13 protein-coding genes are annotated in these 14,243 nt (G+C 44.6%); 3 read left to right on the forward strand and 10 right to left on the reverse strand.

The window, feature by feature from the left end:
• Positions 1–2: 2 nt before the first annotated feature.
• From TOL_RS16080 to TOL_RS16105, 6 genes are all read right to left on the reverse strand, one after another.
• Positions 3–956, reverse strand: a complete 954-nt coding sequence (locus TOL_RS16080) for a hypothetical protein (RefSeq protein WP_015488422.1) — start codon at positions 954–956, stop codon at positions 3–5.
• A 50-nt stretch (positions 957–1,006) separates the two neighbouring features.
• Positions 1,007–3,295, reverse strand: coding sequence for a dynamin family protein (locus tag TOL_RS16085; protein WP_015488423.1), 2,289 nt, complete (start codon positions 3,293–3,295; stop codon positions 1,007–1,009).
• 48 nt (positions 3,296–3,343) lie between these two features.
• On the reverse strand, positions 3,344–4,255 hold the full coding sequence (locus TOL_RS16090; RefSeq protein WP_051052431.1) for a dynamin family protein: 912 nt from the start codon (positions 4,253–4,255) through the stop codon (positions 3,344–3,346).
• Positions 4,252–5,151 (reverse strand): helix-turn-helix transcriptional regulator, encoded by a 900-nt coding sequence (locus TOL_RS16095; protein WP_015488425.1) that lies wholly within the window; start codon positions 5,149–5,151, stop codon positions 4,252–4,254. Before TOL_RS16095 ends, TOL_RS16090 begins: the two co-directional genes overlap by 4 nt.
• Before the next feature lie 170 nt (positions 5,152–5,321).
• Positions 5,322–5,969, reverse strand: coding sequence for a HEPN domain-containing protein (locus TOL_RS16100; protein ID WP_015488426.1), 648 nt, complete (start codon positions 5,967–5,969; stop codon positions 5,322–5,324).
• Between the two features lie 414 nt (positions 5,970–6,383).
• Positions 6,384–6,611, reverse strand: coding sequence for a hypothetical protein (locus TOL_RS16105; RefSeq protein WP_015488428.1), 228 nt, complete (start codon positions 6,609–6,611; stop codon positions 6,384–6,386).
• A 143-nt stretch (positions 6,612–6,754) separates the two neighbouring features.
• Between TOL_RS16105 and TOL_RS16110 the strand changes: the two genes are divergently transcribed.
• The 3 genes from TOL_RS16110 to TOL_RS16120 all read left to right on the forward strand — a co-directional run bounded on the left by TOL_RS16110 (position 6,755) and on the right by TOL_RS16120 (position 11,002).
• Positions 6,755–6,949 carry a CPXCG motif-containing cysteine-rich protein gene (locus TOL_RS16110; RefSeq protein ID WP_015488429.1) on the forward strand — a complete coding sequence of 65 codons (195 nt, stop codon included), beginning with the start codon at positions 6,755–6,757 and terminating at the stop codon, positions 6,947–6,949.
• 312 nt (positions 6,950–7,261) lie between these two features.
• Positions 7,262–8,638, forward strand: coding sequence for a Fic family protein (locus TOL_RS16115; RefSeq protein ID WP_015488430.1), 1,377 nt, complete (start codon positions 7,262–7,264; stop codon positions 8,636–8,638).
• Positions 8,639–8,968: 330 nt separating this feature from the next.
• Positions 8,969–11,002 carry a TonB-dependent copper receptor gene (locus TOL_RS16120; protein WP_015488431.1) on the forward strand — a complete coding sequence of 678 codons (2,034 nt, stop codon included), beginning with the start codon at positions 8,969–8,971 and terminating at the stop codon, positions 11,000–11,002.
• Positions 11,003–11,083: 81 nt separating this feature from the next.
• On the opposite strand, the gene TOL_RS16125 is transcribed toward TOL_RS16120, so the two are convergent.
• From TOL_RS16125 to rplI, 4 genes are all read right to left on the reverse strand, one after another.
• A complete protein-coding gene (locus TOL_RS16125) occupies positions 11,084–11,632 on the reverse strand; it encodes a GNAT family N-acetyltransferase (RefSeq protein ID WP_015488432.1) in 549 nt (182 codons plus the stop codon).
• Positions 11,629–12,252 (reverse strand): GNAT family N-acetyltransferase, encoded by a 624-nt coding sequence (locus TOL_RS16130; protein ID WP_015488433.1) that lies wholly within the window; start codon positions 12,250–12,252, stop codon positions 11,629–11,631. The genes TOL_RS16125 and TOL_RS16130 overlap by 4 nt, the downstream gene beginning before the upstream one ends.
• Before the next feature lie 45 nt (positions 12,253–12,297).
• On the reverse strand, positions 12,298–13,695 hold the full coding sequence (dnaB, locus tag TOL_RS16135) for a replicative DNA helicase (RefSeq protein ID WP_015488434.1): 1,398 nt from the start codon (positions 13,693–13,695) through the stop codon (positions 12,298–12,300).
• Between the two features lie 100 nt (positions 13,696–13,795).
• Complete coding sequence (gene rplI, locus TOL_RS16140) at positions 13,796–14,242, reverse strand: 50S ribosomal protein L9 (RefSeq protein ID WP_015488435.1); 447 nt, start codon at positions 14,240–14,242, stop codon at positions 13,796–13,798.
• Position 14,243 lies beyond the last annotated feature (1 nt).

Below are 14,243 nucleotides of genomic sequence, written 5' to 3' on the forward strand. Positions count from 1 at the left end.
CATTAAACAATGACAGCCAGAATGACTAGGGCGATAGCTGCTACAACCCCACCAATCAGCAGCAAGGATTTCAGAACGTTGTTCTCAGGTTTAGGCTTAGTTCCTTGAATACTTCCTATTGCTTGATGCTGTTGCCCTGGTGTGGTTTTTTTCGCCGTACTTTGTGGTTGTGTTTTTGGCAATGTTGCAGAGCGAGCGTCATCTTGCGCAATTTTAAACACATGTTCACGCACTGCGACCATATGGCGAATGCGTTCCAATGAGAAGTTTGATGTCGCATATAGCTCTTGCGTGTGGTAGTAGTGACTGTCCCACTTCACCTTGTCTTGCTCCATCTGCTGGGAATATGCGTTTTCTTCGTAAACAACAAAAAGGATTGGGTATTTAGAGAGCGTCCAAGCTATGGCTTGGGTAATAACCGCCGTTGATAGACGCTTATCATTCATTTCCATAAATAAAGCAATGCGAACAGAAGATAGGTCACCACTGTTCACGCTATTGCTTAATGAGCGGGATGGGGTAAACCCTGTTAAATCGACAGATGAAAAATCAGCGCTCATTGTGTTTTCCTTTGTACTTTTGGCTTCTTCGTGGCTTGTTATCGAACTGGAGGCCGGGCGGGAAAAACCTGCGATACCTCGTTCCGTTAAGTGACTTTTCAACTGAATAAGGTGCTCTAATCGTTTTAAACAGAAATTTTCTTCCGCCATATGGAGTTGCAAGGCGAAATAAGCTCCCCCCTTCTGTTCCCACTTATAACTGTCTTCACTAATTGGATCTGTGGTGCTATCGGCTCGGTATTCTTCGAAAAGCGCAAGCTTGTCATCTGGCAGTGCTGACAATACTTGGCGGAGTAACTCCGCTTTAAAATCTCTGCATTTTATAAAGTCGATGATTTCCGCTTTAAATTCTGCGACAGTTAGATTTGGTGCAACAAATTCCGTGAATGCTGTCATGATATTGGCCTCTAAAAACCCACTGATGTTCTCAGTGGGTCAGTAACGGGTTAAAACTGTAAGATGACTTCCAGCTCTTGCTTGATAGCGCAAATCTCATCGATATCACTTTTTGCTTGAGCAATGGCGTTTTCGCGCTGAGTTTGGTTTTCAACTTTTTGTTCTATATCAGCGAGAACGGCAGTAAACTTAATGCTAAATTCGCTTTCTAAGAATGCAAGGTAGTTATCAATCAGCTTGTCCTTGTCTTCTCTAATACGTTGAACTGCGTCGCCCTTTAAGGAAGCAAACTGTTTGCGGATTACGGTAATCCGTTCTTTCCAAAGTTCTTGAAGATCAACGTATTCTTTATCGTCATACACATTGACTGTCTCAGTATCTCCCCAAGTCCAGGGTTTATACCAAGTCGAAGTACTTGTTTCGTATGAATCAACCACCACTCTTTTGGTTTGCACTTCATCACTCTTCAATTCAAGATTGAGAGAAAAAGCGCTTATAGATTTCTTTAGTGACTGAAATACGGGCAATTCCAGTGTACGACTCTCAGGAAACAGTTGCGCTACATGATTTTGATACTCTTGATGCAACTCCCTTTTAATAATTTCTTGTGAGCTCATGAATGCCTTCTCGTACTCATTTATGCTGCGATTAAACAGAAACTTAATGTCTTTCGACGCAACATCGATTTTCGATTCTGCCTCTCTGCTACTGACATCACCGATAAACAAGTCGCCCAACTCCCCGATACGTGCGTAGACGTCTATTTCTATATCATTCAGAGCATTGTGCACGTCCATCGGCAAGTCACGGCCTTCTTGTTTTAGCTGCTCTTTGTAGGCCCGCGTATTGAAGCCCTGATCACGACGCGCTTTTAGGCTACGAATTTCTGATTGCAGCATTGAAAGTGCTTGTTCATCAATCTCCAGTTGTTTGATTAACTCGGCCTCTTGCATTCCACGTTCAATAACGGCGGTCATGGCCAAATGAGCGCGGTTGAGTCGCATTGGAAAGCTGTATTTATTGATGTATTCATCGATAACGGCTTCAACACCGGGTAAGCCACTGTTGAGCAAAGCACGCCACATGGTTTTGTCTTGCAAAGCTTCATCATGTTGCGCTTTTTCCTGCATTGTTGACATTACAGAGATACTGACCGACATATATTGCGGGAACGCCATACTTGGTTCTTCAAGCAACAGGTCGGCAATATTTGTTTTGTCGTTACGCTCTGCACGGGTTAACTCACCTTGTTTGCGCAGCAGGTAAGCCATACGCGCGGAGACGGGGAAGATGTTAGGGGCGTGAATGCCATTCTCTTCGAGATAGCTTTTCACGCGATTTAGCGCTTCTTCAATGTTTTCACCACGCTCAGGGTCGAACATGTCCATCTTGTTCACTACAAACAAAAAGCGATCCTTACTTTGTTTGCCGCCTTTACCCATTGTGTCGGCAACAAGTCTTAGCAACTGAGCATCATCATTAGTGCCCAACTGTGTCGCATTCAATACATAGATAATCAGTGGATTGCGCTTTGAATCCTGAATAAATCCCAATGTTGTACGCTGGTGTTCAGGGTCTTGACTGTTATTCGGCCCCGGAGTGTCGGTTAGTACGAGACGCACATTGTTGTTTTCTTTGATAGCGCGGATATTACCTTTCAACCTGATAGTTTTGGTTTCACAATCATCGTTCCACACTTTCATGGTCGCCAAGTCAACGGCATCATCGTGCTCAATGAGATTGCCATTGCTGTCGAAACGTTCACCGTAAAAAACGTCGCCTATAGATTTGTCATCAAAAATGTGGGCAATGGTTGCGGTGGTTGCTTCGTTCGCCGCAGGCAGCAAGCCTTGCCCCAGCATAGCGTTAATAAAGGTGGATTTACCCGAAGACATCGTGGCGACCACATAAGCGTCAAAATCATTGTTCAATGCGTCTTCGAAATCTTGCTTGGCTTTTAAGTCGCTATTCGCCAAGTAGTCGGCAAACTTTGGCGACTCGTTGCTAACCTGTTCCATCAGGGTTTTAATTTTTTCTAGGCGCTCTTCAGCAGGCGCAACAGGATTGAACTTCAGCTCAACACACATGCCATTCTGGATGGCATTGTTGGCAGCTTCTTTAATGTCATTGAAGTCCGATTCTACGCCTGTGAACTCAATAAAGAAGTCGTTGCTGCCATTAAACAATGCCTGCAGGTCATCAAAAATCTGCTCTACCCACAGCTGCAAGCGCTTAGCGCCATATGCCGTGATGTTCGAACTTTCGGATGGTGAGTGACCGTTAATGAGAAATTCGGTTTCTACTAAAAACGGATTATGCGTTATAGCAATGTGATTCATAGTAACGTCTCGTTTTATATGAAATAAATTGTTTTAATCGGGCGGCGTTTAAGCTGTGTCCATAATGAGAGTGCTCAGCGCGCTTAAGCCTGTGTAGTCAACGAAGGCATGCAGCTCCGTTTTACTCATCGCAGGGATTTTCCCTTTCGAAATTTTTGTGAGCCTTCTTCGCACATTTTTCTTTAGCACTCGCGGGATGGCGGCAGCACTATTGAAGTGAATTGGGTTTTCACGAAAGCGAACCAATTCAGCCCCAAGGATATTTCGTTCTCTACGCTTGAGTTCAACGTGATTTAGTGATTTTTTTGCTATCAAAGCAGACTGCGCCATAAGAGGTATAATTTGGGCATTTTTGTAGCCAAGCCCCTCTAAATATTTGCTCGCTAAAGCTACATAATGTTTGGCGGTTTCACCCCTTTTCTCATCCAAAGCATCGACTTTATTAAGCACGAAAATGACAGATTGTTTGAGGTTTACTTCACGAATGGTTTGAATGATTTCAGCATCATCGGTTGTGCCAAGCTGTGTTGCATTAAGAACGTAAATAACCGGGCTTTTAGGGTATTCCTTTAACGCATTAATGAAGCGTTCTTTATGGCGTTCATCCCTGCTATTATTGGCTCCTGGGGTATCTATTAAGGTATAACCCGCCAACATCGAATGTAGCTTTCCTCCTGAATACGGAATTACAACATCAAAAGCTGCGATGTCATCCAAACGGTTCCACTCGCGGATTTTTTCAGCGCAAAGGATGTTGTTTGATGCAATAACACTTCCCGAGTAGGAATAGGCTATTGCATTCGGCTTTGTTTTCGCGCATACGGTTACACGAGCTACTTTGGCTGTAGTCGCCTCGTTGCCCGCAGGCAGAAGCTCTTTACCGATAAGCGCATTAATAAGTGAGGATTTTCCTGCACTCATAGATGCAACAACGAGTATACATTTTGTATTTTTCTTCATAGCACTTCGCTTTCAGTTTCACAGCCTGCTTGGTCTAACCAAGACGTGAAATTTTTTCGAATGTAGGTATCGAGTTCGCATGGAGAGAGAACGCGAATGTTTGGAATCCAATATTGAACAATCGGTGCGATTTGCTTGTAACTCCATGCTGAGGAGGAAATCACGAGTGAGCCATCCTGTCGCTTTTCGATGATTTTTTGTTTCGGTAGTAGGGCCTTACGTTCAAAGTAAAACGCAACGTCGCGCGACACTTCAATAGTCACGTTAAAGATGGGCTGCCCAAACCAAATGGTATCTTGCTCTTTAATTTTCTCCACAACCGATGAGTCATAGTCAAAGTGATCTTTTTGGACGCACACGAACTTGATACGAGCAAGTGAGAACGTCTTTAGGGTGCCTTCTGAAATTGCTGCTAAATACCAGCTTCCACGACTGTAAACCATGAGGTATGGTGAAACAGTCCGAGACTTATCTTTGTATAAGAAGCTAACGCTTCTTCGATTTTTAATCGCAGTTTCAAAGACACGATAAAGCGAAGAAATAAAGTCAGCCTCAAGAGGTTGCTCTTGAAAGTGATAACAGTCGCTGGTTGAGTCACTAATAAAACTGCGAAGAAACTGAGCAGCTTTAAGTGGAAGTGCTTTTTTGAGTCCAAGATCATTAATCAAGCGAACAAGATCTTGTTCGTTATATTGGCTTCGAGCGGAAACCGAAAGTAGGTAATTTCCTGTTTCAGGGCAACGTTCGAGAATGGCGCATAAACGGTTAAAATTTCTGCGTATTGTTTTCGTGCTTACCTGATACTTTTCAGCCAATTCAGCGATATTTAGTGACTGCCCAGCATAAGCCATGCCAGTGATGTCGGCTAAACGGTTTGCAAGAATGTTGCTTTTCATAAACTTAGATCAACGACTTTAAAGAATGACGCATACATTACACTATGACTGAGACAGGGTGTGTCCATTTGAAACTATATTTTTCCATTTTCATGATTAATTTTAATATCGAGGACTTTGCTAAAAATCATCCAACAAAGAAAACTCAAGCTATTGGCTTCTTCCTGAGATTAGGTTTCTATCAACGGGTATATAGCATCCCCCCATATCTGATCAGCGCCATCCATCATAATCTCAACAACAACAGGTACAATGGTTGTTAGCAATGAGGTGCAATCTCTCAGTTGTTTCCGATTCGTCTTACTATTGTATGTTGCACCTCCGTGAAGTAGTTGGTTCCTCAAGGTGTAGAGCCTTGAAAACAAGATACTCAAAACGGTGGTCGTATCTCCACTGGCCAATGCACTATTTGCTGCTGTTTTTGCTTTTGACTGATCTCGTTTCCATTGTTCCTGAGTAAGTTGTCCAGCTTGAAACTTCCAAAAAGCCTGAAAAATATACTCATTGTTTAAGATCAGTCTGATAGATGTTGAATATTGTGACCAAACAATTTCAGATAGTTTCTTTAATGCATCTAAGTTCACTATTTTTGCCAAAAACTCTTGATATAAACCACGTTCACAAAAGTCTTTTGTAGAATCAAAATCCTGCGCATAAGCGGCATTGAAAGCTATCCACAAGAAAATAAACTGAGAATCATAATCCTCACATTGCTCAGCTTTGTTGAGCCAACTCAGGGCTCGATGGACTCGCAACGAAAGTGCTTGTGGGTAGGAATCTCGCTCCAGTCGATGACGTTCCTTGAGGTACTGATACATAATTGTTCTCCTAGAAAAGCTACCATTTACTCTCTCATTGAACGTTAGAATATGCAATGTGGTTGCTAGCGAATTGTGAGCAGTTCAATGCTATATATGACTCCTTCGAGAGGGGCTGGTTAATGGGAACCTAACTGGCTAGTTGGAGGGAGTCTTTGTTTCCTCGTCAGTGATATCGTCATTGGTTGAAGGCAAGCTTGCTCAACTTCAGCATCTTCACCCTTAGCTTGAGCAGATTTTTGAACTGTTTCGCTTTAATTATCACAACCAGTTTTTAAAAGCGTTTCCTGATCTTGATACCATGATTATGGCCAAACGCTTGTGGGCGAAATTATTAGCCGACTACAGCGGCCAAGTGATTATGCGCGCCGCCGAAAAAACGGTAGAAGACAGTACCTATTTACCTAATGTACATTAAGTGCTCATGCGCCGCGATAACTGCGTATTTTCACTCAACTGAATTTCCGAACCACCCGCCATGGTAAGGGAACGAACCTCCCCCGCCACCGTCGAAATGGTATCCACCGCCGCAGCCGACTGACTTTGCTTAGGGCTAAAAAACAGAAATACCGATAACGGAATCGCAATCAACAGCGTCAGCGCTGCATACAAAGAACGAGAAGGGGCCATAGCGGCAGACATAATCAAACCTGCAAACAGAAATATGCTCCGACACTACCACTGCTATGCTCAATGAGCGATGCGACTTTTGGGTAGGATAAGAATCGACCGAATAAACCGCTTCAACTAACTCCCCGTTAAAGACTCAACCCACCGAGGAAAATATGTACGAACTACAACCCCACACCGTCTCCTGCCCCTACTGCGGAGAAAACCTAGACGTGCTGATCGATACCTCCGAAGACGAACAAGACTACATCGAAGACTGCCAAGTGTGCTGCCGCCCAATTCGATTTTTAGTGCAGATCGATAACGACGGCGATGCCATGGTTATCGTGCAGGATGAGAATGAGGTTTAGGAGCGGGCCGAACTGACTGAACAACGAAGGGTTAGTCAGACTAAACCAAGTCCGTATTTCCGCTAGTTAACTACAAATCAAAATTAGTACCTAACTACTTAGCTTAGAAATTTCAGTTACTTACTACTAATCTAAAAACTTGTCTAAGTTAGTATTCACTTTCATCCTACCTCTTTTAAATTCAACACTTTAAGGCAAAAATAAGTCGTGAAATTCGGCCACAACTCAATTACTACTAATTTTTAAAAAATTAGTAGTAATTTCATTTCAGATTCATATACTAATTTTTAAATAATTAGTAGTTAACATACTATGAAGATTCCTCAAACTCCGCCAGATCTAAGCACTTATCTCGCCAATCTACCGGCGAGTGATTTATACGAGCGGCTTCCTCATATATTCAACACCAGTTTAGGCCCATACGACCACAAAGGCCGTTACCAAAGCTGGGATAAGCTTCGTCATCTAACGCCGCCAAAAGGATTCACTATTGAGGAGTACTGGTTTGCCCTCAAGGGCGCTCGTAAAGCGATTGCTAAAAAATTGCCTTTTCAAGACAAAGTCTCGCAACCATTTAAGTACTCCATGCCAGATGGAGTCGTACGAGATCTTCTTTCGATCGAAAAGAACTCTACTGGCGCCATAGAGACTGACGGCAAGGTAACCGATGAGAAAAATAAGCAAACATACCTGATCAGCTCACTCATTGAGGAGGCCATCACATCAAGCCAACTAGAAGGAGCCTCTACATCTCGTCGACAAGCCAAAGATTTACTAAAAACAGGCAGAGAGCCAAAAGATCATTCCGAAAAAATGATTCTTAACAACCATAGAGCTATGCAGTTCATCCGCGAATACAAAGATGAAAAACTCAGTCCTTCTATGATATTCGAACTTCATCGGATTCTCACCGAAGGCACGCTGACACCTGAAGATATCGATAAAGCTGGTGCATTTCGTGATGCAGAAGATGATATCTGCGTATTTTCTAAAGGAGAGTCAACCGAGCCGCTACATATTCCTCCAAAAGCAAACGAATTGAGTAAACGTCTGCATGTGTTATGTGAGTTTGCCAACCAGGAATATTCTAATGACGATAAAGACTACATTCCCTCAGTGATCAGAGCGATTATTATTCATTTTATGATTGGTTATGACCACCCTTTTGTTGACGGTAATGGCCGTACTGCAAGGGCTCTTTTTTACTGGATGATGGCCAAGGAAAAATATTGGCTAATGGAATATATTTCTATTTCTAGAGTAATTAAAAAATCACCAAAAAAATACATGCAAGCTTATCTACACACAGAAACAGACGACAATGATCTAACCTACTTTATTATTCATCAGTTAGATGTCATCCGAGAAGCTATCAGCGACCTACATACCTATCTTACATTTAAGTCGCAACAGTTGAGAGAAACAGCATCATTATTAAGAAACACTGAGATTCAGAGCGAGTTAAACCACCGCCAGCTTTCATTACTACAGCACGCCTTACGAAACCCTGGTATGGAATATACAGTGAAAAGTCACCAAGGATCTCACGGTGTAACGCAACAAACAGCACGCACTGACTTGCTTACCTTGTCAAACAAACTTGGACTTCTTAGACGTCTAAAAGTCGGCAATAAAGACGTATTTATTGTGCCGGCTGATATTGAAGATAAACTCAGGAATTTGTCGTGACAAGCGAGACGGTCAGTAGTTACTCAAGGTAATTCACAAAAATACAGCTATGCCTTAATGGCGTTACATCGACAAACAGCCTCGTCTAGATTAAAAATTTCTGCGCTGCGCATAAGAAAGCACGCGGTTATACCACGAGATACTTAGTCGTAATAGAGTTGAGCTTCTAGAAAGATGAGTTCCTTTCTCTGCTTTGGCATCATAGGACTTGTATCGTGGCTAGGGCGCCTGTCGGCACGGCGCAACCCTGCGACACCATGTCACACCGCTAACTCAAACACCTTCTGCTAATCTGCCCGCCAATAAAACTGACTTATTGGTGATAATTCAATGCGTTACATGCATACCCCTTCTCTTCTCGCTATCGCGATACTCGCCATCAGCACCAATGCCAGCGCAGAAGACACTAATCAAGAGCCCACTCAACTATCAACTCAGGTGGTGACAGCACAAGCAACCGATTCGGTTCTAACGGTTGTTACCGACCCGAAAGCGCCACGCCAGCCAATGCCTGCGCACGATGGTGCCGATTTATTAAAAAGTATTCCGGGGTTTTCGGTTATTCGTAAAGGCGGTACGGATGGTGATCCTGTATTCCGCGGTATGGCAGGGTCTCGTCTTGGCATCATTTTAGATGGCGAAACGATTTTAGGTGGTTGTGGCAACCGTATGGACCCACCAACCGCGTATGTCTTTCCGCAAGCTTACGATCAAGTCACGGTGTTAAAAGGCCCACAAAGCGTTCAGCACGGCGCGGGCAATAGTGCAGGAACCGTATTGTTCGAACGTGCGACACCGGATTTCTCCACACAAAATGTGCAAGGCGAAGCGAGCGCATTATTCGGCTCGGCAGATCGCAATGATCAAATGGCGCATGTATTAGCCGGTACCAACGATGGCTATATCGATTTAAATGGCACACGCACCGATGCCAATAATTATGAAGATGGCGATGGCAACGAAGTCCACTCGGCGTACACCCGCTGGAGTGGCAATGCGGCATTGGGTTGGACGCCTTCCCGTGATAGTCGTATCGAAATTTCTGGCGCACGTAGCGACGGTGAAGCGCGTTATGCGGATCGCGGCATGGATGGAGTGGCCTTCGACCGCAGTAACGCAGCATTAACCGTCGAGCAAACTCATATCAGCGATTCATTACTTGAGCTAAAAGGTCGCGTGTATCGCAATTATGTGGATCACGTCATGGATAACTTTACCCTGCGCGATAGCGCAGGGATGAAAATGGTGAGCAACCCAGATCGTGAAACGATAGGAGCCAACCTGAGCAGTGAATGGGCCTTAGGGCAAACAACAACCTTACGTACTGGGATTGATCATCAGCGCAATAATCATCGTATTCGTTCGGCCAGTAACATGATGAATATGATGATGACGCCGGATATTGATGGCGTTGCGCGCGTTGACGATATGCGTTTCCGCACCAATGGTATATTTGCTGAGTTAGACCACGATTATAGCGATGGTAGTAGTGTCTACACTGGCCTACGTGTTAACCGCGATCAAGCAGAAGACCTGCGCTTGAATAAAACAACCAGCGGCGAAAAAGACGTTAATACATTAACCAGTGCTTTTGTTCGGTATGAAAAACAACTGGATGTTGCCCATAGAATTTATGCCGGTATTGGCCACAGCGAACGCGGTGCCGACTATTGGGAGCGCGCTAAAAACCCTGCAGCAACTACACCAATGATGACCGGCATGACGAGTACGTTTTTAATTAACCCTGAAAAAACAACTCAGCTGGATACCGGCGTGTTATTTAATCATGACCGCGTCAGTGGCTCGGTATCAGCATTTTATGCCCAACATGACGACTACATTTTAATTGAACAATTACCCGACGTAAGTGCTTACGCTTCTACTGCGCGTAATATTCAAGCCACCACATACGGTGCAGAAGTCGATTCTAAATACAAGCTAACCACCAACTTTAATACCACGGCGAGTTTGGCATGGGTTCATGGTCAAAACGATACAGACAACACAGCACTAGGACAAATTTCGCCGCTCGAGATGCGCCTTGGTTTAAATTACCAACGCAACAACTGGTCTGCCGGTGCTTTATTGCGCTTAGTAGATGAGCAAAATCGTGTTGCGATTAATACTGGTAATATTGTTGGTCAGGATATCGGTAAAACAGGTGGCTTTAATGTGTTCTCGGTTAATGGCAGCTATCAGCTGATTGACAATATCAAAGTCAGTGCAGGCATTGATAACCTATTTGATGTCACCTATGCCGAGCACATCTCACGTAGCGGTGCGACGATTACTGGCTATGAAACGACCGACCGCGTTAATGAGCCGGGCCGAACTTTCTGGTTGCAGCTACAAGCTAAAATTTAAGCGAAAAAGTAACAAAAAAGGTGCGTTAAATACGCACCTTTTTTGTTAATCATCATGACTATAATTTCCTAGCCAAGATTTTTATTCGAGATCTTGTAGTGGCGTTGGGTTTAGCAACGACCAAACCTCAAAATCCACTGATTCGCCTTCAAATTCTAACTGCGCCGGTAAGCAGCCTTCTTTGGCAAAACCCAACCAAGTTAATAAACGTTCGTGGCGTTCTTGCTGAGGCCTTAGTCGCATTTCGATACGATGCAGCTTTAACGCTGCAAAAACATATTCGAGTAATTGCGGCACAAATTCCAATACGCCTTCGTCGGTTAGTTCGTCGTCTAACTCCCACACCAACTGCGCATTCAGCATCATCCAATTAATGTGCTGGATACCAATTCGAGCGAATATTTTTTTATCAAAACGACCTTCAACCAACCAAAATGCTGCTTCGCGCGAATCGAACCGCATGGTCATACGTCGCAGCTCATCCAGCGCTTGCGCATCAACCGTTTGCGCTAAACGTGGAATATGAGCGGCGGCATTTTGATTTTTTAATAGCTCAAATAATTGTGGGCCATCTTGATCGACAACCGGCAAACGCACGCTAAAGTTAGCCGTTTCGAAATTCCAGCTCATGCGTCACCTCCGATAGAACCACGCCCCGTGACACCATTGGCCGATACATTTTGACCAAGCTCATCATCGTCACCTAGTTTGCGCGGCACCGGTTTAGCGCGATCAAGCACACAGTGATATTGCACCACATTTGCAAAGCTCGTATCACCCGTACGCCATGCATCACGCAGAACTGCCGCAGGTTTGAACCCAACACTTTCAATAACGGCTTTTAAACTGTCTTGCTGACCATCGACCCATTGATACGCAAAATTACGCAGATGATATTTATCGGCCATAAATTTCATGCAGGCATTCATTGCGGCAGCGCGATAAGCATCTTTTAGGGCTGGTAAACCATCCACACGCAATGTAGCGCGCAGCAAAGAGGGCTGCCAATCATAAATGCTTACTAAGCCTTGGCTCTCGCCATTCACTTCTAGCAACCACATCATGCCGCGCTGAGTCGCGGCCATTTGCACACTTAAATCGATCATGCGCTGTAAATGTTCGCGATTTTCAATAACACGCTGACCTGGAATTTCAGGATGCTGATAAATCTCAAATAGGTTGTCGACATCGTCGGCCGTGAGTGGGCGAACAAGTCCGCCATCAAACGTTAATTCTGGTGTGAATTTCATGAACTGATTTCGCCTTAAAGGGCGCGCAATGTGTGCGCAACCCGATTAGTATTCGTCGTCGCCGTCATAGCCTCGGGCGAGATTTTCAAAACGGGTATATTTACCGATAAACGCCAAGCGATCAGTACCAATAGGACCGTTACGGTGTTTACCAGTAATGATTTCAGCAACGCCTTTATCAGGCGTGTCTTCGTTATAGACTTCATCGCGATAAATAAACTGAATAATATCGGCATCCTGCTCAATCGCGCCTGATTCACGTAAGTCGGAACTCACGGGACGTTTATTCGGTCGTTGCTCTAACGAGCGGTTAAGCTGCGATAGCGCGATCATAGGGCAGTTAAATTCTTTCGCGATCACTTTTAACGTCCGCGAAATTTCCGAAATTTCTTGAGTACGTCCTTCCGACGGCCCTGACACTCGCATTAATTGCAGGTAATCGACCATGATCAAGGCAAGATCGTTGTTATTTTCGCGATACACCTTACGTGCCCGAGCCCGCATTTCTTGCGGTGTAATCGCTGCAGTGTCGTCTATATACAAAGGTAAATCTTTTAATAAATTCACCGCCGCGGAAAGCTTTGGCCAATCTTCATCAATTAATTTACCACTACGAATACGCGTCTGATCAATCCGTCCAATCGACGATAACATACGCATCACAATGGATTCAGACGGCATTTCTAAACTAAATACCAATACTGGTCGCTTGGTTGCTAACAAAGCATTTTCAACCAAGTTCATGGCATACGTGGTTTTACCCATGGAAGGACGCGCGGCAACAATCACTAAGTCGGCCTTCTGGAACCCGGACGTGCGGCTATCGATCTCGGTAAAACCCGAAGTAATACCGGTTAAACCGTCTGGCTGGTTAAACATCTGATCAAGCTGTTCGAGCGTCTGCTTTAGAATCGGCGCAACCAATTGCGGTCCGCCATCTTTACGACTGCCTTCAGCAATTTGAGCGATGGCCTTTTCGGCATCCGATACCAAGGTCAGGGAGTCATCACCCGCTGGTTCGTAGGCCTTATCAATAATATCGTTGGCTGCTTCAATTAAGCGACGCTGTTGTGCGCGTTCGTTAACAATCTGAGCATAGGCTTCGCAGTTGTCGATAGACGGTGTCATATCGACAAGGCGGCTTAAATAAGAAGCGCCACCGATCTTATCGAGCTGACCACGCTCCTCTAACTCTTCGGCAACCGTCACGACATCAATCGGTTGCTCACTGGCAGTCAAATGAGCGATAGAACGAAAAATTAAGCGGTGCTCGTGGCGATAGAAGTCGTTATCTTGAATAGTCTCAGATACCGATTCCCAGGCACGCTCATCCAGCATCAAGGCTCCTAATACCGACTGCTCTGCCTCTACCGAATGAGGCGGCACGCGAGCACTGCTCGACTCGTTACCATGAGAATGATCCGGTGAATAATCGTCGTTCATGAACGTCCCTTAAACTCCAATAAAAAAGGCACTATTAGCGTAAACCAATAGTGCCTCATTCTGGCGATTAGAGCTATACAGCCCTAACCGTCAACACAGATTACTCTGCTACTACGTGCAATTTCAGTACAGCAGAAACTTCTGCATGCAACTGGATAGTCACGTCAAATTCGCCAACGTTACGGATAGGACCGTTTGGTAGACGAACTTCAGATTTAGCCAACTCAACACCCGCTTGTGACGCTAGGTCAGCGATGTCACGGTTGCCCAAAGAACCGAACAATTTGCCTTCGTCGCCCGCTTTAACGGCAACAGACAATTCGATTTCTTCGATTTTCTCTTTACGAGCATTGGCTTCAGCTAGGTTAGCATCTGCTTGCGCTTCCAATTCGGCACGACGTGCTTCGAATTGTTCAACGTTTGCTTTAGTTGCTGGAACTGCCTTGCCCTGTGGGAACAAGAAGTTACGAGCGTAACCTGGCTTAACAGAAACTTGGTCACCTAGAGTACCTAGGTTAGCGATTTTTTCTAAAAGAATAATTTGCATC

It is taken from the genome of Thalassolituus oleivorans MIL-1 (assembly GCF_000355675.1).
Classification (GTDB): domain Bacteria; phylum Pseudomonadota; class Gammaproteobacteria; order Pseudomonadales; family Oceanobacteraceae; genus Thalassolituus; species Thalassolituus oleivorans.